Genomic DNA, 23,987 nt, shown 5'->3' with positions numbered 1-23,987 from the left:
TGGAAGGCGGGCACTGCGCCCATCTCTCTAGCGAGATGAGGGCCGATTGGACTGGACGATCGCCACGATAATCAATGCAAATGCTGCAAGACGAACCAAAAATAGGAGGCTGCGTTCCTCGGCTGGTATTTCTGTCACTGCGAGCCAAGTGTAGTTTGCCGAAAGCAGGAAGAAGCTGACTGCAAACATCATGAAGAGGCGCTCGCGGAGTCGACGCCAGTAGGATAGAAACAGAAGGCCGGCCACTGCGAAGCCCATCGCCACCGCGCCGGATAAAAACTGCTCCATGTCAGTCGCGCTCCACTTCCCAGATGAACCCGAACAGCAGGACCGAGACTGCCAGTAGTGTCAGCACGAGACGCGGCGGACGCAAACTTGCCTCGGTAAGCACAAGTTGGTCGACGACGACCAGAAGGTTCGAAAAAGCAAGGAATACGAAGCACGCGGCGCTCCACAGAAGGATTGGCGTGCGCGAACTCGCGTATTGGCGAATGAGCAGTCCTGCGCAAAGCGCGCTGGCCAAAAAGCATAGGAGATAGACGAGATCTGATACAGTAGTGATCATGGTCAATCCTTGCGCAGCCGAAATGCGTCGGCAAAGGCATTAAGGCCCGGCGCCTGACGGGCGACGATAAGCCGGCGCGCGCGCCCCGGAAAGCGGCGATAAAACTCGCACGCTTGTCGCGCCGACTCCTCTACTTTATTGTTGATGGGGCGAAATTGCAGTCGGCCGTCGCCGTCCATTGATGCCATTCCGGCGGATGCCAATGCGCGAGCGCCTTGCGAAACGACGAGTTCGCTCGCACGCATTTTCTCCACCAGATCGCCCTGCGATAGCGCAAGGTCCGGGTGGTCGAGCAGGGCGCTCAGCAGTTCTAGGTCCCAGATCGAGGAAAAACTGTCGCTAATGAATTCTTCGATCTGCGGGTCGGTTGCCATGCCGACGTTTTCCCTCCGATTTGCCGAACGATGCCGGCGATCCCGATTTTGCTCTCGCCTACCATTGCAGATCCGAGGGAAGGCCGACTAAACTAACAATCCTCCATTGCGGAACTTGAATGGCGCCGATGAGTTCCCGAAGCGAAGCGGGTTGCGCTGCGTTCTCTGCGGGGTTGCATTGATGTCAGCGCCAGCGAACTCCGCAGGGGAGGACGATTCTTTGGCTAAGATCGACATAGACGCCGGCTGCGACGAGCTAAGAGACACCCTCATCGTGGCACTCTCGAAGCTACGGCAGGGCGACTTTTCAGTGCGGCTGGATCTGGAATCCCGTGATCCCCGCGACAGAGAGATCGCCAAGCTCTTCAACCAGGTCGTCACTCTCAATGAGACGATCACAGACGAGGTCAACCGGGTCGCACAAGTAGTCGGCAAGGAAGGCGAAATCACACAACGAGCGAAGGCTCGCGGCGCGGCGGGCGGCTGGCAGGTCAAGCTCGACGCCGTCAACGGTCTGATCGACGACATGGTCCAGCCGACGACGGAGGTCGCGCGGGTCATCGGAGCAGTTGCGCAGGGTGACCTGTCGCAAAATATGGCGGTCGAGATCGAAGGGCGCGAACTAAAGGGCGAGTTTCTGCGCATCGGTCGGGTCGTGAACACCATGGTCGACCAGCTTGGGTCCTTCGCCAGCGAAGTAACGCGCGTGGCCCGCGAGGTTGGCACAGAGGGCAAGTTAGGCGGACAGGCGCGGGTAAAAGGTGTGGCCGGCACCTGGAAGGACCTGGCTGAGAACGTCAATCTCATGGCCGACAATCTCACCGGACAGGTCCGTAACATCGCCGAAGTGACCACTGCTGTGGCCAGAGGCGACCTGTCCAAGAAGATCACCGTGGACGTAAAGGGCGAGATCCTCGAACTCAAGAACACCATCAACACGATGGTCGACCAGCTCAACGGATTTGCGAGCGAAGTGACCCGCGTGGCGCGCGAGGTCGGCACCGAAGGAAAGCTCGGAGGGCAGGCGGAGGTGCCTGGCGTGGCGGGTACGTGGGCCGACCTGACCGACAACGTCAACCTGATGGCGGCGAACCTGACCGGCCAGGTGCGTAACATTGCCGAGGTAACAACGGCGGTGGCGCGCGGCGATCTGTCGAAGAAGATCACCGTGGAAGTGCGCGGCGAGATCCTCGAACTCAAAAACACGATCAACGTCATGGTCGACCAGCTCAGCAGCTTCGCCTCCGAAGTCTCGCGCGTGGCCCGCGAGGTCGGCACTGAGGGACGGCTCGGCGGGCAGGCCAAAGTCGAGGGCGTCGCCGGCATCTGGAAGGACCTGACCGACAACGTCAACGAACTGGCGGCCAACCTCACCGGCCAGGTCCGCAATATCGCCGAGGTCACTACTGCGGTGGCACTGGGCGACCTGTCCAAAAAGATCACGGTCGATGTGAAAGGCGAAATCGCCGAACTGAAGAACACGATCAACACAATGGTCGATCAGCTGAACTCGTTCGCAAGTGAGGTGACCCGCGTGGCGCGCGAGGTCGGTTCCGAAGGCAAGTTGGGGGGGCAGGCGCAAGTCGAAGGCGTCGCCGGCACATGGGCCGATCTCACCAACAACGTCAATGAGCTGGCCGCGAACCTCACCGGCCAAGTTCGCAATATCGCTGAGGTTACCACCGCTGTGGCCTCGGGCGACCTGTCCAAAAAGATTACCGTCGACGTGAAAGGCGAGATCGCCGAGCTCAAGGGCACCATCAACACGATGGTCGATCAGCTTAATTCGTTCGCATCGGAGGTCACCCGCGTGGCGCGCGAGGTGGGCACAGAAGGCAAGCTGGGGGGGCAGGCGGCCGTCCCCGGGGTCGGCGGCACTTGGAAGGACTTGACCGATAACGTCAATCTGATGGCCGACAATTTGACGGGCCAAGTCCGCAACATCGCCGAGGTTACTACGGCGGTGGCCAGAGGTGACCTGTCCAAAAAGATCACCGTCGATGTGAAGGGCGAGATCCTTGAGCTTAAGAACACTGTCAACACGATGGTCGATCAGCTCAATGGCTTTGCGAGCGAGGTGACCCGCGTGGCGCGCGAGGTCGGGACCGAAGGCAAGCTTGGCGGACAGGCGCAGGTACCGGGTGTCGGTGGCACTTGGAAGGATCTGACCGATAACGTCAATCTCATGGCGACCAACCTAACCAATCAGGTGCGCGGGATCGCCGACGTCGTCACGGCCGTGGCGCAGGGCAACCTGAACCGCAAACTGACATTCGACGCCAAGGGCGAGATTGCTGCGCTAGCCGAGACCATCAACGGTATGATCGAGACTCTCTCGACATTCGGTGACCAGGTCACGAACATGGCTCGCGAAGTCGGCGTCGAGGGCCGGCTCGGTGGACAGGCGCGCGTGCCGGGTGCGGCCGGCTTGTGGCGCGACCTCACCGATAACGTGAACCAGCTTGCCGCGAACTTGACCAACCAAGTGCGCTCGATCGCCGAAGTGGCGACCGCGGTGACCAAAGGTGATCTCACGCGGTCGATTTCGGTGGAAGCTTTGGGTGAAATGGCCGCGCTCAAGGACAACATCAACGAGATGATTCGCAACCTGAAGGATCAGACGCTCAAGAACGCCGAACAAGATTGGCTAAAGACGAACCTCGCGCGGTTCAGCCGTATGCTGCAAGGCGAGCGGGACCTTGCTACAATCTCGAATCTGATCATGAGCGAGTTGGCGCCGCTAGTGAACGCTCAGTACGGCGTTTTTTACGTCGCCAATGCCAATGACGTGGACGACACGACGCTCGACCTGATTGCCAGCTACGGAGCGGGCAGCCGCGACACGATGAAGCCTCGCTTCAGCCTGCGCGAAGGATTGATTGGGCAGGCTGCGGCGGACAAGCGCCCGATGCGTTTGGACAACGTGCCCGGCGACTACATCCGGATCGGTTCAGGGCTGGGCGACGGACGACCCGCGCATCTCAACATCCTGCCGGCACTGTTCGAGGATGAAGTGAAGGCAGTCATCGAGCTGGCGAGCTTCGAGGAATTTAACGAGACCCATCACAGCTTCCTGACGCAGCTCATGGAAACGGTTGGCATCGTGCTTAACACGATCGCGGCTACTATGCGCACCGAGGAACTGCTCAAGGAATCGCAGCTCCTGACACAGGAACTACAGGCCCGCCAGACCGAGCTCACCACCAAGCAGGAAGAATTGCACAACACGAACGAGGAGCTGCAGGAAAAGGCGCAGCTTCTGGAGAATGAAAAGCGTCAGGTTGAAGCGAAAAATTTCGAGATCGACATGGCGCGGCGCGCGGTCGAGGAAAAGGCAGAACAGCTCGCGTTGACGTCGAAATATAAGAGTGAGTTCCTCGCCAACATGAGCCACGAACTGCGTACGCCGCTCAATTCGCTGCTGATTCTGTCAAAATTGCTGGCCGACAATCAGGACGGCAATCTCAACGCCAAGCAGACCGAGTTTGCGCGCACCATCCATTCAGCGGGAACAGACCTCCTTAATCTCATCAACGACATCCTTGATTTATCGAAGATAGAATCGGGTACCGTTTCAATCGAACTGGGCGACATGCCCTTGACCTCGCTTCAGCTGCACATGGAGCGCACGTTCCGCCAGCTCGCATCAGAGAAAGGCCTCGCCTTTGAGGTCCAATTCGAGCCAGATCTTCCCGCTTCGATCCACACCGACGAGAAGAGGCTTCAGCAGATTGTGCTCAACCTGCTCTCGAACGCGTTTAAGTTCACTTCGGAAGGTAAAGTCGAGCTCAACGTAAGCATAGCTCGCGAGGGCTGGAGCCAGGCGCACCCGGTGTTGCGCGACGTAACCGAAGCGCTCGAGATCGCTGTGACTGATACCGGTATCGGAATCCCGCCCGATAAGCAGAAGTTGATCTTCGAGCCTTTCCACCAAGCGGATGGAACTACTAGCCGCAAATATGGCGGAACCGGCCTGGGCCTGTCGATCAGCCGCGAGATCGCTGGGCTGCTTGGAGGGGAACTGCAGGTCCGCTCAGTTCCCGGCGGCGGCTCGACCTTTACGCTCTTCCTGCCGTTGCGCGCGGCGAGCGCCCCTGCGCTGACGCATCCAGTGGCGCAGAAGTCGGAAGCCGCCCATGGTGAAGAGGCGAGTGTGCCCGAGCCTAGCGATGATCGGGGAGACCTGGGTAAGACACCATTTGTCCTTATCGTTGAAGACGACCCGGCTTTTGCCACGATCCTCCTTGATTTGGCACACGAGGCAGGTCTCAAGGGTGTCATCTGCCCGACCGGGGCTGGCACAGCCGCCTTGGCGCGCAAACTGGGCCCGTCGGCGATCACACTCGACCTCGGGCTCAGCGACATGAACGGCTTCGTCCTGATTGATCTGCTGCGGCAGGACCCCCTTACCGAGTCCATTCCGGTCTATGTCATATCGGGGCGGGAGACGGCCCAGGATGCCCTTAACCTCGGTGCGACCAAGGTTATCGAAAAGCCTGTCGAACGCGAGCGTCTCAGTGCCCTGTTCGGCGAGGTGGCACGGATGAAGCGCCGAAAGCCCAAGACCAGCAGTCGGAGTCAACGCCCCGATCCGGCGACCGAGCTAACCGACCGGAAGATTCTCATCGTCGATGACGACATCCGCAACATCTACTCGCTCACTAGCGTGCTCGAGGCGCGAGGCGCGCAGGTGATTCACGCCGAGCGAGGCCAGGAGGGGATCAACCTTTTGGAGACAAATCCGGATGTCGATGCGGCGCTGATCGACATCATGATGCCAGAGATGGATGGCTATGAAACCATGCGCCGCATCAGATCCAGCGAGCACATCGCTGCTATTCCGCTGATCGCGGTCACCGCCAAGGCCATGAAGGGCGACCGCCAGAAATGTCTCGACGCGGGCGCGAGCGATTACATCGCCAAACCGGTCGACATCGACATGCTTCTGGCTCTTTTGCGCGTCACTACCGAGCGGACCCGCATCGGGAAGCCCCATCAAAAGCGCAGAGCGAGGGCCGCTGCATGACGGACGCCTCACCTGGCCCCAATGCGAGCGCGGCTCGCATTCTCATTGTCGATGACGACGAGCGCAACCTTCTTGCGTTGTCCCAGGTTTGTGAGCCGGTCGCGGGCGTGGTCTGTGTCTCCTCGGGCCGGGACGCGCTACGTCAGCTCCTGCGCGAAGATTTTGCCGTCATTCTGCTCGATGTCTTCATGCCCGATCTCGATGGCTATGAGACTGCCGCCCTTATTCGCGAGCGTGCGCAAAGCGCCCGCATTCCCATCATCTTCCTGTCGGCGGTCAACAAGGAAACCGAGCACCTGATGCGCGGTTACGCGATGGGCGCGGTCGATTACGTCTTCAAACCGGTGGACCCGATCGTCCTCCGATCAAAGGTCAGCGTGTTCGTCGATCTTTTCCAAATGCGCCGCCAACTCGAGCTCAGCGAGCGCCGTCAGGCTTCGATTTTGCGTGCGCTACCGATGGCGATCTACGAAGTGACCGAGAAGGACGGTCTGCTTCTGCGCCGGTTCCACGGTGGTGATCTGACGCGCTTCCTTGGCGATGAGGCTGAAGCCGTATCCCGCAACGAACGGGCCTGGGAAGACTGGGTCCATCCGGATGATCGCGAACTCCTGTATAGCGAACCCGAGCGCGGAGGGGACACGGTAACCGTTGAGTATCGGTGGATCGGACCCGGCGGTGCGCGCCATCACATCCTCGACCAGAGAATCGCGACCACGAAAGCGACCGGCGAGCGACGGTGGGCAGGATCGCTGCTTGATATTACCGAGCGCAAAGAACTCGAGGCACGCTTGGTGCATGCTGGCAAAATCGATGCGCTTGGCCAGCTCACCGGGGGGGTCGCGCATGACTTCAACAACCTGCTCGCCGCTATCCTAGGGGGCATCAGCATTCTCGAGCGCCGGCTCGAACTAGGCGAAAAAGAACTTCGGGTGGTCGAACAAATGCGTCACGCGGCGACCCAAGGGACCGAACTGGTCCGCCGACTGATGGCTTTTGCCCGCCAGCAGGAGCTGTCGCCCTCGAACGTGTCGCCAGCCACCTTGTGCGAAAGTGTGGCGGGGCTGGTTACCCATACGCTGGGCGGATCTGTGACGGTGAAATGGGATTGCCCCGATCTCGGGCTCAATCTCTACGTAGATCGTGGACAGCTCGAGCTGGCGGTGATGAACCTTATCATTAATGCGCGCGATGCCATGCCTGGGGGTGGCGAGATAGGCGTGGAGTTCGCGCGGGTAGAGAATACGCCAGCCGACAAACCCATGCTGTGCATCCGGATCGCGGATTCCGGTTGCGGCATCCCCGCGAGTAAGTTGGCCAAAGTCACTGAGCCGTTCTTCACAACCAAAGAGATGGGGAAAGGAACGGGTCTGGGCCTCTCGATGGTCTCGGGCTTCGTGGATCAGTCCGGCGGCGAGCTCCGCATTAGCAGCCGGGAAGGCGAGGGGACCACGATCGAACTGATATTGCCAGCGACGGAAAGCCAAGTTTCTAACGCCCCGGGAGAGGGAGATTGCAGTCTCTCCTGGCTTGCCGGCAAGAACCTGCTGATCATCGACGACGACGACGCGGTGAGAGAAATCCTAAGCGAGCAATTTCGCGATTCCGGTGCTCTAATCGATGGCTTCGCAAGCGGGCTGGCCGCCCTCGAAGCGGTTCGCCAACGTCCGGACAAATATGATTATGTCTTGTGCGATTTTGCCATGCCCGAAATGGATGGACTGGAAACTCTCCAGTCTATCGGACAGATCGCCCCCTCTGCGCGGGGAGTTCTTATGTCGGGGAACGTTACCGATTCTCGCCTCGAGAAGCAGGTTGAGGTTCCAGTGGTTCGCAAGCCTATTAACTTGGAGGCACTTGAGGAAGCCTTTGCTTCGGTAGCGTAGAAACGAACTTAAATGGAAAAATGCCGATTAAAATCCTCCTCCCTCCGTCGCGAGCAGGAATGCGATTAGTAAAAGAGTGAATTGGTCACATCTAGGGTCTGGACGTCAAAAGAAAGCTGAGACGATGGAAGTACAGCCCATTCTGGTGGTGGAGGATGAAAGCCTGATCAGGCTCAATCTAGTAGACATCTTGGAATCGGGCGGGTTCACGGTCCTCGAGGTGTCCAACGGAATAGAGGGCATCGCAGCCATCGACGCCCGCGAACACCTGTGCGGACTGATTACCGACATCAACCTCGGTTCAGGTGCCGACGGCTGGGAAATTGCGCGACATGGACGCGCCCGATTTCCTGATCTTGCGGTAGTCTACATCACTGGCGATAGCGCCGCCCATTGGTCAGCACAGGGCGTACCGCGCAGTCTCGTACTGCAAAAGCCCTTCGCCGATGCTCAAGTCATCAGCGCTATTACTGGTCTGCTCAATGGGCTCCCCACGCTTCAGGCGTCATCGGACCCTGAGGACGTGGACGGTGTTTCCAAGAAATAGACGGCCTTGGCGTTTTTATGCCCGATCACGCAGGCGGACCCACAGCAACGCAGATGACTGCCTAGTGTGAGGCTATCGAATCCAATTCAGAATCTGGCGACCCCGACGCCGTATTGCTCAGTGCTCGCTAATTGAAGACGCCATTCCTACCTTTTTGGCGACCCCTTTCAAGCTCGTCACAAGCACTTGCTTTGCCGTCATCCGGAACCGTCAAGATGGGCCAACGTTTCAGGGGCGGACGAGAGGACTTCGGTCAGTGACCGATACAACTTGTCGAAAGGGTTGATCATGAAAAAGTCTCTCGTTCTCTTGGCTGCCGCCGCCTTGCCGCTTGGCGCCTGCACTTCCTACGGTTCTGACAACGATACGCTCGCAAGCGCCGGTACCGGCGCTGCGATCGGTGCGGCTGGAGGTGCCGGCATTTCCGCGATTGCCGGTGGCGATCTCCTCACCGGTGCCGCGATCGGCGCTGCGGTGGGCGGCTTGGCCGGGGCAGTCTGGGCAGACCGCAACGGTGATGGTCGCGCGGACGGCTACGTCTATCAAAACCAGTATTATGAGGGCCAGCCCAGCCAGTATCAGACCGCTGCTGCTGCCAACTGCCCGAGCGTTGCCGGAACAGCCGTCAAGACCGGTGTTGCGGGTGCTGCTGTCGGCGCAGGCGCGGGCGCGCTGATCGGCGGACTTGGGGTGCTCGAGGGCGCAGCCATCGGTGCTGCAGTCGGTGGCCTGGGTGGAGCAGTCTGGGCGGACAACAACCGTGACGGCTGCGTCGACGGATATGTTCGCGAAGGTCAATACTACTCCGGTGCGCCGACGGTGCAGAACACCAACGTCGCCTACACCGGTGAGCGGGGCTGACCGGCATGGCGGGTATCGCAAAGCCTACATCGGCTAGCTTGAAGCGTGCGGTACTCGCAGTGGGACTGGGCGCGCTGATTTCGATCGGCGCGCCTTCTCCCGTCCTTGCCCAAACTCTCGGCGCACCGCCGCCAGCTGATCTGCGCGAACAGCTCGCCGGCAGAGCCGACGAATTACGGACTTTCTACGCGGCGAGAGGCCATCGCCCAATGTGGCTGACGCCTGACGGGCGGGCCGGGCCTGCGGTAAATCGGTTGCTGGATCGTTTGGAGACTGCCCAGTTCGATGCGCTCGATCCTAAGACTTTGAAGCGCCTTTCTACACGCGACGCTCGCCGGGCACTTGATCGTGCGAGATCCGGAAAGGCAAAGGACGTAGCCCGCGCAGAAATCGAATTGTCCACGTTGTTTGCCGACTATGTCCGTGCGACCCGCGCGGGCCACCGGGCGCCCATGCTTTACGAAAGTGCCGCCCTTGCGCCGGTAATTCCGAGCGTGACGGCCGCCGTTTCCGCTGCAGCCAAGGCACCTTCACTCGATGACTACGTGCGCCAGATGGGATGGATGCATCCATTTTACGCTCCGCTACGCGACGCGATGGATACCCGCGCGTTCGATCCCGTCCAGCGCAGAACGATCTGGGAAAACATCGAACGGGTCCGGGCGCTGCCGGCTACGCCGGCCGATCGCTATGTCTTGGTTGATGCGGCCAGCGCCCGCTTATGGATGTACGAAAACGGCAAGGTCGTGGATTCGATGCGCGTCGTCGTGGGCAAACCGGAATCGGCAACTCCAACGATGGCAGGCTTTATTCGATATGCGATCGTCAATCCCTACTGGAACGTGCCGCCCGATCTTGTGCAGCACACTATTGCGAACAACGTCCTTGATCGCGGGTTGCGATACCTCAAGCAGAACACTTACGAGGTCCTTTCCGATTTCACCGACAATCCGGCCGCACTGGACCCAGCGAAAGTGAACTGGCGGGCGGTTGCCCAAGGAGCAATTGCACCCCCACGGGTCCGCCAGAAGCCCGGCGGGCCGAATTTCATGGGCAAGGTAAAGTTCGAATTCCCCAACGCCCAGGGCATCTATCTCCACGACACGCCCGAACGCGCTCTGCTCAAGCTCGACGACCGACAACTGAGTAATGGCTGCGTTCGGCTCGAGGACGCGGATCGTTTCGGCAAGTGGCTCCTCGGCAAGTCGCTGCCCAAGGCAGCAAAGACAAAGCCAGAGCAACGCATAGATCTGCCCACCCTGGTTCCGGTTTACATTACCTATCTCACGGCGATGCCGACGGAGCGCGGCATTGCGTTCCGTAGCGACGTCTATGGACTCGATAGCAGTACGCCGGTTGAGTTCGCTGGCGGGTAATCACCTTCGCGGACGCATTCCCCACGTGAAACTTGTTCGTAAAACGGCCTCTATCGGCTCGCCTGCGGCGTTGGTGGCTGGGCTAAAGCGATAGCGTCCGGTGAACAGGCGGCACGTGAGGTCATCCAGAAGTGAATGTCCGCTCGATTGCTCGATAGTGCAACGATCGACCCTTCCATCGGTCCGTACTCGAAAGCTGATCCCGACGGTCCCGGCGAGCTGTGCTGCTTGCGCCTCCCGCGGATAGTCGGTGTCACGCAATGTCCCGGTTATTCGGACTGGCGGCGAGCCAGAACCGGCACCGCCCGAACCAGCCCCTTTTCCACCACTTCCAGACCCTGTACCCGGCCCTGCATTTCCCGAACCTGTCGCTAGTCCAGTCCCAGCGACTGGAGCTGCAGGCTGCATTTGTACCGGGAGAACGACAGGCGGCTCCACAATCGGAGACGACTTGCCTATCTGACCCGCAGAATGGTCGTCCAGATTGGTCGCAGGTTCCTTAGGAGGCGGCTTCGGACGGGGTTCGGGCCGAAATTCTACCGTCGTCAGCGCGGCTTCACGCTCGACTGCACTCTCATTGCCCGTTGACGCTAAACCCCATAGAAGGACGACGATCAGGCTTCCATTGACCGCAAGCGAGGCGGCAGCGGCCAAGAGTCGGCGCGATGTTTGGGCCTGCTCACTGTACATTGCTATCCATCAACGACAAAGCGCACCACGGGGTCCGCGGGTAGCCGCCATCAGTATCGGTTGCCGAGGTATATTCGGAAGTTCGTTTAGCTCAGCGTGGAACTCGCCAGGAATTTTTGCGTTCGGACGATATCGCGGTGCGTCTTTCCCAACCGCCCGCAGCCCCTGACTGGTTCAACCCCCGCTCCGGCGGGGGTTTTTTCGCAAATGGTGTGATACTGTATCGCGCTGCTTGCCTAGGGGGCGGGATTGTTGAACAGGACCCAACCGCCGTCGAAACGGAACCCGCATACGTGCAAAGGCATTCCAGTACTGATCAGTGAAAGGTTCTCCTCGGGCGATGCGTGAGTGGCTGCCATATTGCGGAGAGGCACCGAAACCAGCGCAATGGTGGGCGAACTGGAATTTCTCGCCTGAGTTGGTCCTCATCGTGATCGGTATGCTCGCCGGGATATTTTTCTTCCGCGATCGGCTACGCTCCACTCCGTCAGTGGGTGCGACTGCGATTTTCTCGTTTTTGTACATCACTCCCTTTTGCGCACTGGGCTCAGCGCTTTTTACGGTTCGCGTCGTGCATGATGTTGTCCTCGTAGCGGTGTTCGCCCCTCTCTTGGTGGGAGCTTCGCGCAACCGCTTCGTGCTCGGAGGCAGCCTGCCCATTTGGACGGCCGTCCATGTCCTGATCTTCTGGATGTGGCATGCTCCACAGATGTACGAAGCGGTGATGAGCAACGACCTGGTCTTCTGGCTCATGCAGTTGACCCTCGTTGCCACGGCGGCATTGTGGTGGGCCAAAGTCTTGCGCTCGCCGGCGCACGCGGCTGTCGCATCTTTGCTGGCGATGATGGTGTCCATGGGAGCGCTGGGCGCACTTCTGACATTTGCCCCGCGGGCGCTATATGCCCCGCACTGGTTCACAGTGCAGAGCTGGGGTCTCAATCCACTTGAGGATCAGCAGATTGCAGGCATTGTCATGTGGGCTCCAGCAAGCCTCGTCTATCTGTTAGCTGCACTGGTTATTCTCTACCGTGCACTGGGACGGCGAGCGGCGGCATGAAGCTGCATGACCACGTTCGCGAGTGGGCTTTGGGTTATATCCGTGAGGGCAAATATTCGCCGGTTGGGGTCTGGTTTCACTGGATCATGGCCGCGCTGGTGCTGTTCCAGTTGGGGTTCGGCTGGGCCATGTCGCGCGTCCCGGTCGGAGGAGACAAGCTAGCCGCCTATTCGCTCCATAGCCAACTTGGGCTCGCAATCCTCTTGCTTGCGGCTCTACGCTTCGTCTGGCGGCTCTTCATCCCTGACCCGATCAACGATGCGGACGCGCCCGGCTGGCAGTCGACGGCTGCGCATGTGACGCATGTCTTGTTCTATGGACTGTTCGCGTTGCTTCCTCTTAGCGGCTGGGCAATGTGGTCAGCGATCCAGCCGGTCGCGCCGCTCCGTCTTGCTGGCTTGGTCGCAGTCCCGGCGATGCCGTTCCATACGCTGTCGCAGGAATGGCAGTTCTATGTCCTTGCCTGGGCAGAAAGCCTTCACTTGTGGGGTATCGTGGGGCTTTCTCTATTGGTGCCGCTCCATGTAGGCGCGGCGCTCAAGCATCATTTCTGGGACCGCGACGATGTCGTCATCGGCATTCTTCCGGAAATCGAGGACGACCAGAATGCCCGGGATCACGCGCGATATAATCCGCAAGCGGGTTGATCTCATCCTCGCTTAGCCTGGTCGCTGCGGCATGCATGACGCCGAGAGCATCGCCGTAACGCTTGCCTTCTCGCCAATCGCGCAGTTGTTTGGCTAGGTAGGGGGCGGGCTGTCCGACAAGAGGCGGATTGCCTGCGCCGACACCGCTGCCGTCTTCGCCGTGACACGATGCGCATGACGTGAGCCCACGCTCGGCAGAGCCCAATTGGTAAAGCGCCGCGATTGCCGGCGGCGCACATTGCCCCCCAAGGCTTGATACGTCAGGCGGCAGGACAGTGGGCATTTTCGCGTAATACGCCGCGACGGCAGCGCGTTCGTCCAAATCAAGGCGCCCCGCTGACCAGCTCATCTGCGCATGGCTGCGTTGGCCGTCGGCATAAAACCCCAGTTGTCTGATGATGTATCCTGCATCGAGCCCAGCGATGCGCGGGACGAGCGCGCCGTCGCCCATACCGTTCACCCCATGACAGGTGTGGCAAGCCAAGGCTGCGCCCGCGTCGCCTCCCGACAAGGCGATGAGCTCTCCCGTATCGTCAAAAGGGTCGGCGACCGCTGGGGGCGTGCAGCCCGCGACAGATGACGCGAGCAGAGTTGCGGACAGGAATGCGGATGGACGAAAAGGCATCGGCAATGGGAACGAGACCACGGTTTCTCCGGTTCCCATCTTCGATGGGGCATCGGACTACAAGGGGCCGGATTGCGGCGCGCTCGGCGGCACGTCTCGCCTTACCCGTTTGCCTTGTCCTGACCGGTTGCAAAAATCCAATCGACACTCGTCACGAGCCCGACGCCGCCGCGATCGACCGAGGCCTCATCGCGATACGCAAGGCAGGGTGCGGCGCGTGTCACGAGATACCCGGAATTGACTGGCCAAAAGGGCGATTGGCTCCGTCGCTTGTCGGGTTCGGTGATGTGGGCTTGATCGCGGGCACCCTGCCAAATCGCCCGGATGTGCTGGCAGCCTTCATTCGCAACCCGCCGTCGGTCAAGCCGGGCTCGACCATGCCGCCTATGCCGGTTACGCAGCGCGAGGCGGCCGACATCGCGGCCTATCTTTATGGACTTGACCATGATTGATGCATTGTGGGGTTGGCCGCCGCCGGTGCTCGATCCAGCGGGACCATATTCGGACAAAGTAACCACGCTCGCCTGGTCGCTGTTCGGCCTCGGTTTCGCTGTTACCGCTATCGTTGCCGCTGCGCTCTTCGTCGCGATCAAAGGCCCGCCAAAGTGGAAAGCGATGTTGGGAGGCGAGCGTGCGATCTGGATCGGCGGCGTCGCCTTTCCCGGCGTTGTGCTGACGGCTCTGCTTGTCTGGGGGCTAACCCTGACCGCCAGTCTGACCGAGCCAATCCGCGGCGACGAGATGCGCATTCGAGTTATTGGAGAGATGTGGTGGTTTAGGGTGCAATACCTCGATCCCTCCGGAAATATCGTAATGGAGGACGCAAACGAGATCCACATACCAGTTGGAGTGCCGGTGGTGCTGGAGCTCGAATCCGCAGACGTGATTCACAGCTTCTGGGTACCGCATCTATCGGGCAAGAAGGACATGATCCCGGGACGCCGCACCTTGCTGCGGATCGAGGCAGACAGGGCGGGCGAGTTCGGCGGCGTGTGCGCTGAATACTGCGGCGGCCAGCATGCTCTCATGGGCTTCGTCGCAGTCGCGCACCCACCAGCTGACTACCGAGCCTGGCAGGGGACGCGCATGGTAAGAGTGGCCAGTGCTTCGACCCAAGCGAATGATGCTCTGTCACAGGCGGCCGGTACAACTACCCAGAAGACGGATGGTCGGGCACTGTTCATGCAAAGTGGTTGCGCGGCCTGTCACCGGGTGGCGGGGACCGAGGCAAATGGTCTTGCGGGCCCTGATCTGACACATGTCGGATCGCGCCGATCGCTGGGAGCAGGCGTGCTGCCCAATCATCTCGGCACGCTCATTGGCTGGATCGGCGACAGCCAATCGATCAAGCCGGGCAATCGAATGCCCAGTTACGACAAACTGGCGGCTGACGAACTGGAAGCAATTGCGCGCTGGCTCGAGCAACAGAAATGAGATCCGAAACCGGGTTCGACCACGCGCTCTACGCACGATTTCCCACGGAGAAGCAGCCCGACGCCGACGTCGAGGAATTGCGGAAAATCTGGGCGGCTCCCACCGGCTGGAGAAGGCTGACAGCGGTCAACAACAATTACGTTGGCTTCTGGTATGTGGTCACCGCGTTCGGATTCTTTGTCGCTGCTGGAATCCTAGCTCTCGCAATGCGGGTACAGCTTGCGGCGCCGATGCAGGATTTCCTGGGGGTCGATACCTACAATCAGTTCTTCACCATGCACGGCACGGTGATGATGTTCCTGTTCGCGGTACCGATGGTCGAGGCGATCGGCATCATGCTGCTCCCACAGATGCTGGCAGCGCGCGATCTGCCCTTTCCGCGCCTCTCTGCCTACGCCTTCTGGGCATATTTTGTCGGAGGCACGCTGTTCTTTTTGTCGCTGTTCGTCGGCCTCGCCCCAGACGGCGGTTGGTTCATGTATCCACCGCTCAGCAGCATAGCCTTCAGTCCAGGCATCAATGCCGACTTCTGGTTGCTGGGCATCGGCTTCATCGAGATTTCCGCTATCGCCGGCGCAATCGAGATTATCGTCGGCGTGATGCGCACTCGCGCTCCGGGCATGACGCTCGACCGGATGCCAATGTTCGCGTGGGCCATGCTGGTCTTCGCGGTGATGATTGTGGTCGCTTTCCCCAGCGTGATTCTCTGCACGATGCTGCTCGAGATCGAGCGGGCCTTCAATTGGCCCTTCTTCGATGCCACGCGCGGCGGCGATCCAATGCTATGGCAGCATCTGTTCTGGTTCTTCGGGCATCCAGAAGTCTACATCATCTTCATCCCTGCTGCCGGGCTCATGAGCATGATGGTGACGACCGTCGCACGGACTGAGCTAGTGGGCTACCGCCTGAACGTGCTGGCACTAGTTGCTACCGGGTTCATCAGCTTCGGCGTATGGGCTCACCACATGTTCACCACTGACATGCCGCGCGTGTCGGCGGGCTATTTCTCTGCCGCGAGCATGGCGGTAAGCCTTCCCGCCGGCATTCAGGTGTTCGCGTGGATTGCCACGCTGGCAAGCGGGAAGATTCGCTGGAACACGCCGTCGCTTTTCGTGGTGGGAAGCGTGTTGGTGTTCACGATGGGTGGCCTGACCGGCGTTATGGTCGGCATGGTGCCGTTCGACTGGCAGGCGCACGACACCTACTTCATCGTGGCTCACCTCCATTACGTTCTCATCGGCGGAATGGTGTTCCCGATGTTCGCCGCGTTCTATCACTGGCACGGCATGGCAAGCAGTCGCGCGCTGTCCGAGCGGGTCGGCAAGTGGGTGTTTTGGCTGATGTTCGTCGGTCTGCACATCACGTTCTTCCCGATGCACCTGACGGGCCTGATGGGAATGCCGCGACGCGTTTATACCTACCTGCCTGGTCGCGAACTCGACCTGCTAAATTTGATCTCAACCGTAGGCGCATTCGTGATGGCTGCTGGCGTGTTGCTGTTCATTATCGACTGCGCCCTGCGGTTTCGGTTCACGACGGACGACGACGTAGGCAATCTCTATGGCGGCGGCACCCTGGAATGGTTGCCGACGGGCCTCTATTCTACCCGTTCAATCCCCATGATTACCTCGCGCGAACCCCTCTGGGATCAACCCCCCCTTGCTCGGGAGGTCGAAGAGGGACGCTATTTCCTTCCCCGCTCAGCGACGGGCCGACGAGAGACGCTCATTACCTCGCCCATCCTGGCCGAACCCCAATATCTCCAGATCATGCCGGGCCCCTCGGGATGGCCGCTCGCCGCTGCGGTATTTACTGCCGGTTTCTTCCTGTCGCTGACCGTCCAGGCCTACCCGTTCGCGATCTTCTGCGGAGCGATCGCAGTCGCCGCTACGCTGCGCTGGCTGTGGGAGACCGACCGCCCGATCAAGCAGGAGACAGCCGACATCGGGGCCGGAATCCAAGTACCGATAGCGATTACGGGACCAAGCAGCCACGGCTGGTGGGCCCTCAACACACTGATGGTGGTCATTGGCATGATCGGATTCATGGCCTTGTTCGCCTATCTCTATCTCTACGGAATCAATCCCGAAGTCTGGAGTGCGCCGCCGCCCCTTGGCGAAACTGCATTGATCGTCGGCCTCGAAGCGTCTGCCCTGCTGGGCGCCTGGGGTGGGCGGAAGGTGCTAGCACGCCGTCACGGCAAGCATCCGGGTGATTTGCCATGGATGATTGAGGCACTTGCCGTCGCCCTATTGGTTGGGGCGCTGTGGCTCGACGTGGCCGGGTGGCAGGCGACCGGCCTCGGCCCGACAAAGAACGGCATGGGGGCAACGGTCTTCATGCTCGCCGTGCTGCAGGCCCAGGTGTTAATCGTGGCGGTGATCATGGCGATTTACCTCGCCTTGCGCGAAGCGCGTGGGATCATGACGACCCCGACGAATGTGACTATGGACGTGGTCGGTCGTTTCGTAGCCTTCTGCGCGGTGCAGGGGATGGTTTTCACGATCCTGCCAAGAGTGTTCCCGGGTGCCTGAGTCCGGCAAACCGATCGATCGACCGGCGGTTTATCGGACGTTGATCATGGCCTTCGCCGTCTGGGCTGCGCATTTCATCGTCGCCTATGGAGCGGTGCTAGTGTTACCTGACCAAGCCGCCGCGCGGTGGGTCGCCATCGGAGGATCGTTCTTCGCGGCGACCGCGCTTGCCGTTGCAGTGGCCCGATATCGCGCGAAGATCGGGCCTATCGGGCACGCTGCTGCTGCTTTGGCCGTCGCGGCCATTGTCTTCGGTACCTTGCCCGCCATCGTGGGCTGACCCTCAGGCACTTTTCGCCGATTGATGTGTTGGAAATACAGCGCAAGAGGAAACCAGGAGATCGGCCGATGGATGCGACAGTCACGCGGACACGCAGTTTCGCCAATCCATTCCACGCAATCCTGCTCGCCTTTCCGGTAGCACTCTACCCGTCGGCCCTTCTGGCCGACATCACTTATCTCAACTCGGCCGAAATCCAGTGGACGAACTTCGCGTCGTGGCTGATCGCTGGTGCAGACTTCTTCGCCGGCATTGTCCTCGCATGGGCGGTTCTGGGACTATTCCTGGGCCGCGCACGCCACGCGCGGGGACGGGGAATGCTGTATCTGGTTGTCGTCGCGTCGATGTTCGTGGTTGGCATGTTCAACGCGCTCCACCACGCGCGTGACGGCTGGCACTCGGTTGGTACGGCCGGTCTTGTGATGTCGATTGCGTGCACCGCGCTCGCGTTTGCCGCCGCTTTTCTCGCCTATTCCGGAACCGTACAGTCGGAGCGGAGCGCATGAACCGGCTTTTCACTCTCACCCCGCTCATCCTGGCTTTGGCCGCATGCCAATCTGAAAGCGATCCCTCTCTCGATCAGACGGGCGCCAGACCGCAGTTACCCGCGCAAAACGATGCGCTTCTTCCAGCCATGAAGATTCCCACCCCGAAAGGCTGGGGAGGGGATTTGCCCACCGTACCCGACGGTTTCACGGTCGCCCCCATCGCGAAGGACTTGAAGATCCCTCGCCAAATGCTTCTGTTACCAAACGGAGACCTGCTCGTTGCGGAAGGCTCGGGCGGAAAAGCGCCAAAACTCCGGCCGAAGGATGTCATCGCTGGAGTTATCAAGAAGCGCGGCAAAAGTTCAGTTAAGGGCGGCGATCGCATCACGCTACTGCGGGATACCGATGGCGACGGGCAGACAGACCTGCAAACGACGTTCATCGACGGCCTCGACGCGCCCTACGGCCTCGCCTTTGTCGACAACACGATCTACATTGCGAACCAGGGCGACCTGATGAGCTTCCCCTACACCGAAGGTGCAACGCAGATCACTTCGCCCGGCACCGAGGTCACCAAGCTACCTTCGGTCGTAAATCACCACTGGACCAAGGCGATGACCGCCAGTTCTGATGGATCGAAGCTCTACGTCGGCATTGGATCGAACAGCAATGTCGGCGAGCGCGGCATGTCGGTCGAAGAGGACCGTGCCGTGATCTGGGAAATCGATCGCGAAACAGGCGCAAATCGCATCTTTGCGTCCGGCATTCGAAATCCCACGGCGCTCGCGATCAACCCCTCGACCAACGCACTTTGGACGGTGGTGAACGAGCGGGATGAACTCGGCCCTCAACTCGTGCCTGACTATCTCACGTCCGTGCGCGAAGGCGGCTTTTACGGTTGGCCTTACAGTTACTTCGGCCAAACCGTTGATCCACGTATCCGACCCCAGCGGCCCGATTTGGTGAAGACGGCCATCTCACCGGACTATGCTCTCGGTTCACACGTGGCCGCGCTTGGCCTGAGTTTCGCAACCGGCGGTGGACTTGGCGGTCCATTCACGGAAGGCGCGTTCGTGGGTCAGCACGGTAGTTGGAACCGCAGCGATCCGTCCGGGTACAAAGTCGTGTTCGTCCCGTTTAGGAGCGGAAGGCCAAATGGCAAACCGATCGATTTGGCTACTGGCTTTCTCAAGGATGGTCACGCACGGGGTCGCCCGGTCGGCGTACTTTTCGATGCTCAGCGCCGCGCGCTGTATGTGGCCGATGACGTGTCGAATACCGTTTGGCGGATAGCGCCGCGCCAGGCAGCGGTGTCTCAGCAAGCTGCTTCCTCACGCGTCAACCAGTGAGGTTTTAAACGCGGTGTCGAAGACTCGCAATTTTGTGAAGTCGTCGCGGATTCTTGATGGGTTGGGTAGCGCTGGCTCAGCGCCGACGGGCTCGCTTGGCCACAACCACGCTTCAGATTACTTCAGGGATTGGGAGTAAGGGAACGAACCGCGTGGGAGTCACGTTGGCCAGTCAGAGGAGACTGGCCATGGCTACCAGGGCAGATACCGACGCAACACACATCCTGGCCGCCGACCATCGCAAGGTGGAGGACTTGTTCTCGAAGTACGAAGGTGCCTCGGGCGTGAAGGCGAAGGCAGAGATCGCAAACCAGATCTGTAACGAACTCAAAATCCACACCGTCATCGAGGAAGAGATTTTCTACCCTGCGCTCGAGGGCAAGATCGACGACGATCTCCTGAAAGAGGCATACGTTGAGCACGATGGCGCCAAGATGCTCGTCAACGAGATCGCGGCGGGATCACCCGATGAAGAATTCTACGATGCGAAGGTGACAGTGCTCAAGGAGCAGATCGAGCACCACGTGAAAGAGGAAGAGAAGCAGCACGAGAACATGTTCCAGCAAGCCCGGGCGGCAAACGTCGATCTGGATGCGTTGGGGCAGCAGATGCTCGCACGCAAAGAAGACCTCATGGTGCTTGCCGAAGGGGACGGCCTTCCGCCCGCAGAAATGCGAACCACCTAACCAGGTGTCTTATGGCGCAGGGATTGCGCACAATTGCTCGGCATGGCCCTGCCTCTGCGCTGGCAGGGCCTACCGGCTCTTTCCTCTCCCCCAGCGATCCCGAAGGGCGGCCGGTTGAACCGTTGTGGTGGCGCGTCGCATTCGGGTCGCACAAGTGCAACGCGCCTGACGAGTGGCCTAGTGCAAGCCCCCGGACACGTCACTAAATATTGTTCCACTGGCGAAGGACGGGTGTTTCAGTCGGGATTTGGCGGAACTTGCGCATCTTTCATGCGTTCGGGTCGCATAGGTGGCTTCATCCCCCTGAGTCCTGCCACCGAACCCTGTGCAAACTAAACCCCCGCATTTCGCGGGGGTTTCTTTAGCTGCGGATGCGGCGGCCCCGCGTCATTTGATGCCTCTTGAGGCGCTTGCGGCGAAGGATGATCGCGCAGCCGACAACCCCGGCTACAATGAGCTTGAGCGCGTAAGCGACAACGAACCGACTTCCATGCTGTGCTAAGCAAGAAGCGGGCTGTGGGTTCCTTCGAAAGATGACAGACACATCACTCAGTCAGTCAGGTCGAAGCGAGGCGTAAGAGTCGCGAATTGATCGGGTCGTAGATTTGCATCAGCCACGATTTCATGGGAAATACCCCCCCCTTCGCTGGTCGGAAGGTCGCCCAATGCCGCACCCACTACCCCGTACGCCGGGCTATCATTCGTATCTCATCAGGCTGGAACACGGCTATGGATGCGAGACCGAAGAGATCGAGCTTGAGGCGCTGGGGCCGGAAGTCGCGCTCTCCCGTCTTCAGGCTTTCCCGAACAAGCGCCACGCGATCATGTTCGAGGATGGCAAAAAGATAGCCGACCTGACGTTCCTTGAGGGATACTGGCAGGTCGCCAATTGACAGCCTAAAGACCGATGAACGCCAGGATCGTGCGCAGCATCCAATAACCCATTGGCACGACGTACAGGAACAGCAGGAAGGCAAATTCCAGTTCTGTTCGATTCGGCCGGCGCATGACCGGGCGCTAGGCCAAGTCAGTATGTGTAGGAAAGTTGATTTGGCAGTTGGGTGGCCGGCGGGAGAGGGGCGCGGATCTGACTCTGGCTGGTTAGCGGCTACCCCCCTTAGTTCCATACTCCGCAGACTCGTCCCTGAGCCTCCTGCTTGCCCGCAGCTCGTCGAGTGCTTTGCCTGATCGCGAGGCCCCCTCCTTGTAGGACCGGTTCTCGAGCTTGATTTTGTAGCGCTCGGAGACGGTATCGTTGATGATGTCGAACATGCGCTGCTCCCAGTGCCATTCGTCCAGGTAGCGTGGCCTCAGAGGGTGGTCATCCGGCAGCGTCCTGTACTGGTCTGCGTAGTAGTTGACGTTGTCCTGTGCCTCGGCGCGACGCGCTAGAGCATGGTCGAGCCGGTCACGCGCCTTCTTCGTCAGCGGGCCAGCGAACTTCACGTCTCCGGTGTTGGGATCGAGCAGGACATCGTCCGGATGTGGAATGGGCCGAGGTGGCTCCCTGCCCGCTAGCTTGGCCCGTTCAATCGCTTCGCCCCATTCGTGCTTGTACTCGGCCCACTTCCCGAACGCATCGAGCCGCGAAGTGAAGTCCTCGTGCTCGACCCTGGTGATCATGTCGGCCAGCGTGCGCTGGGCAAACCGGTTGCCCTTCATTGCTGCCACGCCCATCGCCCGGAACACCGCCTGGATGGCCGGCAGCTCGATGACATTGTCCCCCTCGCGCAGCGTGACCATCCGGTAGGCTTCGGCGCGCAGGTACGCCTCGGCGCCGCGCATGCCGATACCGGTATCTATCTTCGGCTTGTTGCGCGCGCCGCGCGGACGGCCCCGCGGGTTGCCCGAGTAACCCTTGCGGAACCGGTGCTCGGTCGGCGGACGCCCGTATCCCACCTTGTAGGGGACGGGGAGCACCTCGCCCTTGTCATCCTGATCTTCGGCCGCGCTCATTCCGCGGCCTCCCGCCCAAGGCCCCGCCGTTCCTCGGCAACGTCCTCGAAGCAGTCGCTGGTCCCGGCAAGGCATGCCCGCTTGCCGGTGTAATCCTGCCAGCGCCGGATGATGGTGTCGCAGTAGATCGGATCGTACTCGATCAACCGCGCCGAGCGCCCGGTCTTCTCGGCTGCGATCAGCGTGCTGCCCGAGCCGCCGAACCCGTCGAGCACGATCTCGCCGCGGCGCGAGCAGTCGCGGATCGCATCGGCGATGAGCGCAACCGGCTTGACCGTGGGATGCATCGCGAGCTCGTCCGAGCGGCTCGCCCCGAGCGAGCTGATACCGGCATAGTCCCACACGTTGGTCCGGTAGCGACCGGTCTCGCCGAGCCCGAAGCTGTTGGTGTGAGCGGCGGTGCCTTGCTTGAACACGAACACGAGCTCGTGCTTCGAGCGATAGAAGGCGCCCATCCCGCCGTTGGTCTTGTTCCAGACCACCAGGTTCTTGAGCGCGGTGAAGCACTGCTCCCCGGCGGCGACCAGCTCGCCCATGTGGCGCCAGTCCATACAGACATAGGCTATCGCCCCGTCGCGCATGACCCGCGCGATGTTGCCCAGTGTGTCTGCCAGGAAGCCGGTGAACTGGCTCTCGCTCATCTCGCCCGATGCAAACGCGAACTCCCGGTGCTTGACCGAGCCCAACCCGCAGACGTTGCCGTCGATCGCGACGTTGTAGGGCGGATCGGTGAACACGAGGTCGGCCCGCTGGCCTGCCATCAGCCGGTCCATCCCGGCTGCATCGCGCGTATCGCCGCATAGCAGTCGATGTCGTCCGAGCTCCCAGAGGTCACCCATGCAGGTAACCGGTTCTCCCGAGACCGTCGGTACTGCGTCCTCGGGCGAAAGCGGACCATCGGTGCTCGCTTCGCTGGCCTCGTCGATCGCAAGGTCGACCTCCGCCAGGCTGAACCCGGTGATCTCGACGTCGAACTCGAGATCGACCAGCGCCTGCAGCTCGATCGCGAGGATCTCCTTGTCCCAGCCGGCATTGAGCGCGAGCTTGTGTCCGCCAGTACGTAGGCGCGCCGCTCGACCTCGGAGAGATGGGACAACGCCAGCGTGGGCACGGTCCTGCGTCCCAGCAGCCGTGCTGCCTCGACGCGGCCATGGCCGGCAATGATCTCGCCGCCGTCCGACACGAGGACCGGGTTAGTGAACCCGAACCGTTCGATCGACGCCGCGATCTGCTTGATCTGTTTTCTGGAATGGGTGCGCGCGTTGCGCGGGTAAGGCTTCAATAGGTCGATCGACAGTTCGATCACCTGCTGGGCAGGGTAGTTCATTATTGTTGTCTCCTTCGGCTATCCAGCGATGGAGTGCGACCCTTATCACAACTGGGCTGGAATGTCAAGAACGAAGGGGGAACAGGACCGCTTTGCCCGGTGCCAAGAATAGGAGCAATGGTCTCGAGCTCACTGCCTTGTAGCCATCGTTCAGCAACCGACGCCCGATCGCTGTTCGCTGCGGAACGTTCGCTGTTCGCGCGCAACCGGTCGCTGTTCGAGGTGGGTGAATTCCCTGTTCCGGGCGCAGGGAATTGGCATCAGGAAATGGCGGAATTC

The 23,987-nt window shown here is 60.5% G+C and carries 23 protein-coding genes; 15 read left to right on the top strand and 8 right to left on the bottom strand.

Annotation, left to right across the window (positions count from 1 at the left end):
• Positions 1–27: 27 nt before the first annotated feature.
• The 3 genes from AR323_RS11580 to AR323_RS11570 are packed head-to-tail and all read right to left on the bottom strand — an operon-like array spanning position 28 to position 939.
• Positions 28–288, bottom strand: coding sequence for a DUF5985 family protein (locus tag AR323_RS11580; protein ID WP_057884154.1), 261 nt, complete (start codon positions 286–288; stop codon positions 28–30).
• Between the two features lies 1 nt (position 289).
• Positions 290–565 (bottom strand): DUF5985 family protein, encoded by a 276-nt coding sequence (locus AR323_RS11575; RefSeq protein WP_057884153.1) that lies wholly within the window; start codon positions 563–565, stop codon positions 290–292.
• Between the two features lie 2 nt (positions 566–567).
• Positions 568–939 (bottom strand): hypothetical protein, encoded by a 372-nt coding sequence (locus AR323_RS11570; RefSeq protein WP_057884152.1) that lies wholly within the window; start codon positions 937–939, stop codon positions 568–570.
• Between the two features lie 115 nt (positions 940–1,054).
• Here AR323_RS11570 and AR323_RS11565 point away from each other — a divergent pair, with 115 nt between their 5' ends.
• The 5 genes from AR323_RS11565 to AR323_RS11545 all read left to right on the top strand — a co-directional run bounded on the left by AR323_RS11565 (position 1,055) and on the right by AR323_RS11545 (position 10,635).
• On the top strand, positions 1,055–5,965 hold the full coding sequence (locus AR323_RS11565) for a HAMP domain-containing protein (protein WP_235510596.1): 4,911 nt from the start codon (positions 1,055–1,057) through the stop codon (positions 5,963–5,965).
• Positions 5,962–7,851, top strand: a complete 1,890-nt coding sequence (locus AR323_RS11560; protein WP_057884151.1) for a response regulator — start codon at positions 5,962–5,964, stop codon at positions 7,849–7,851. Before AR323_RS11565 ends, AR323_RS11560 begins: the two co-directional genes overlap by 4 nt.
• A gap of 124 nt (positions 7,852–7,975) precedes the next feature.
• A complete protein-coding gene (locus AR323_RS11555) occupies positions 7,976–8,398 on the top strand; it encodes a response regulator (protein WP_083495393.1) in 423 nt (140 codons plus the stop codon).
• 288 nt (positions 8,399–8,686) lie between these two features.
• A complete protein-coding gene (locus tag AR323_RS15000) occupies positions 8,687–9,259 on the top strand; it encodes a hypothetical protein (RefSeq protein WP_200956708.1) in 573 nt (190 codons plus the stop codon).
• Between the two features lie 5 nt (positions 9,260–9,264).
• Positions 9,265–10,635, top strand: coding sequence for a L,D-transpeptidase family protein (locus tag AR323_RS11545; RefSeq protein WP_083495392.1), 1,371 nt, complete (start codon positions 9,265–9,267; stop codon positions 10,633–10,635).
• On the opposite strand, the gene AR323_RS15370 is transcribed toward AR323_RS11545, so the two are convergent.
• Entirely contained in the window at positions 10,636–11,043 is a 408-nt protein-coding gene (locus tag AR323_RS15370) for an energy transducer TonB (protein WP_123321901.1), read from the bottom strand.
• A gap of 622 nt (positions 11,044–11,665) precedes the next feature.
• Between AR323_RS15370 and AR323_RS11540 the strand changes: the two genes are divergently transcribed.
• Positions 11,666–12,382: a cytochrome c oxidase assembly protein gene (locus AR323_RS11540; protein WP_057884149.1), complete on the top strand. Its 717-nt coding sequence runs from the start codon at positions 11,666–11,668 to the stop codon at positions 12,380–12,382.
• Positions 12,379–13,029: a cytochrome b gene (locus AR323_RS11535; protein ID WP_057884148.1), complete on the top strand. Its 651-nt coding sequence runs from the start codon at positions 12,379–12,381 to the stop codon at positions 13,027–13,029. The genes AR323_RS11540 and AR323_RS11535 overlap by 4 nt, the downstream gene beginning before the upstream one ends.
• Here the strand turns inward: AR323_RS11535 and AR323_RS14485 are convergent.
• Positions 12,953–13,693, bottom strand: coding sequence for a c-type cytochrome (locus AR323_RS14485; RefSeq protein WP_083495390.1), 741 nt, complete (start codon positions 13,691–13,693; stop codon positions 12,953–12,955). The two genes, AR323_RS11535 and AR323_RS14485, sit on opposite strands and share 77 nt — an antisense overlap.
• Before the next feature lie 254 nt (positions 13,694–13,947).
• Between AR323_RS14485 and AR323_RS15170 the strand changes: the two genes are divergently transcribed.
• From AR323_RS15170 to AR323_RS11495, 8 genes are all read left to right on the top strand, one after another.
• Positions 13,948–14,106, top strand: coding sequence for a c-type cytochrome (locus tag AR323_RS15170; protein ID WP_235510593.1), 159 nt, complete (start codon positions 13,948–13,950; stop codon positions 14,104–14,106).
• A complete protein-coding gene (locus tag AR323_RS11525) occupies positions 14,099–15,088 on the top strand; it encodes a cytochrome c oxidase subunit II (protein ID WP_235510591.1) in 990 nt (329 codons plus the stop codon). The genes AR323_RS15170 and AR323_RS11525 overlap by 8 nt, the downstream gene beginning before the upstream one ends.
• On the top strand, positions 15,085–17,622 hold the full coding sequence (locus AR323_RS11520) for a cbb3-type cytochrome c oxidase subunit I (protein WP_057884145.1): 2,538 nt from the start codon (positions 15,085–15,087) through the stop codon (positions 17,620–17,622). The genes AR323_RS11525 and AR323_RS11520 overlap by 4 nt, the downstream gene beginning before the upstream one ends.
• A 46-nt stretch (positions 17,623–17,668) precedes the next feature.
• On the top strand, positions 17,669–17,902 hold the full coding sequence (locus AR323_RS11515; protein ID WP_152980331.1) for a hypothetical protein: 234 nt from the start codon (positions 17,669–17,671) through the stop codon (positions 17,900–17,902).
• A 68-nt stretch (positions 17,903–17,970) separates the two neighbouring features.
• A complete protein-coding gene (locus AR323_RS11510) occupies positions 17,971–18,408 on the top strand; it encodes a DUF2231 domain-containing protein (RefSeq protein WP_057884143.1) in 438 nt (145 codons plus the stop codon).
• Positions 18,405–19,739 carry a PQQ-dependent sugar dehydrogenase gene (locus AR323_RS11505; protein ID WP_057884142.1) on the top strand — a complete coding sequence of 445 codons (1,335 nt, stop codon included), beginning with the start codon at positions 18,405–18,407 and terminating at the stop codon, positions 19,737–19,739. Before AR323_RS11510 ends, AR323_RS11505 begins: the two co-directional genes overlap by 4 nt.
• Positions 19,740–19,927: 188 nt before the next feature.
• Positions 19,928–20,425: a hemerythrin domain-containing protein gene (locus tag AR323_RS11500; protein WP_057884141.1), complete on the top strand. Its 498-nt coding sequence runs from the start codon at positions 19,928–19,930 to the stop codon at positions 20,423–20,425.
• A 665-nt stretch (positions 20,426–21,090) separates the two neighbouring features.
• Entirely contained in the window at positions 21,091–21,318 is a 228-nt protein-coding gene (locus AR323_RS11495) for a hypothetical protein (protein ID WP_057884140.1), read from the top strand.
• A gap of 208 nt (positions 21,319–21,526) precedes the next feature.
• On the opposite strand, the gene AR323_RS11490 is transcribed toward AR323_RS11495, so the two are convergent.
• Genes AR323_RS11490 through AR323_RS15160 form a run of 3 tightly spaced genes read right to left on the bottom strand, consistent with a single transcriptional unit; the run spans position 21,527 to position 23,708 of the window.
• A complete protein-coding gene (locus tag AR323_RS11490) occupies positions 21,527–22,381 on the bottom strand; it encodes a DUF5681 domain-containing protein (protein ID WP_057884139.1) in 855 nt (284 codons plus the stop codon).
• The gene (locus tag AR323_RS15165) at positions 22,378–23,220 is read right to left on the bottom strand and encodes a DNA-methyltransferase (protein ID WP_235510397.1); all 843 of its coding nucleotides are present in this window, start codon (positions 23,218–23,220) and stop codon (positions 22,378–22,380) included. The genes AR323_RS11490 and AR323_RS15165 overlap by 4 nt, the downstream gene beginning before the upstream one ends.
• Complete coding sequence (locus AR323_RS15160; RefSeq protein WP_235510396.1) at positions 23,142–23,708, bottom strand: ParB/Srx family N-terminal domain-containing protein; 567 nt, start codon at positions 23,706–23,708, stop codon at positions 23,142–23,144. Before AR323_RS15160 ends, AR323_RS15165 begins: the two co-directional genes overlap by 79 nt.
• Between the last annotated feature and the right edge of the window lie 279 nt (positions 23,709–23,987).

The sequence above is a fragment of the Tsuneonella troitsensis genome (genome assembly GCF_001441535.1).
In the GTDB taxonomy this organism is placed as follows: domain Bacteria; phylum Pseudomonadota; class Alphaproteobacteria; order Sphingomonadales; family Sphingomonadaceae; genus Tsuneonella; species Tsuneonella troitsensis.
This window is presented reverse-complemented; position numbering and strand designations above follow the sequence as displayed.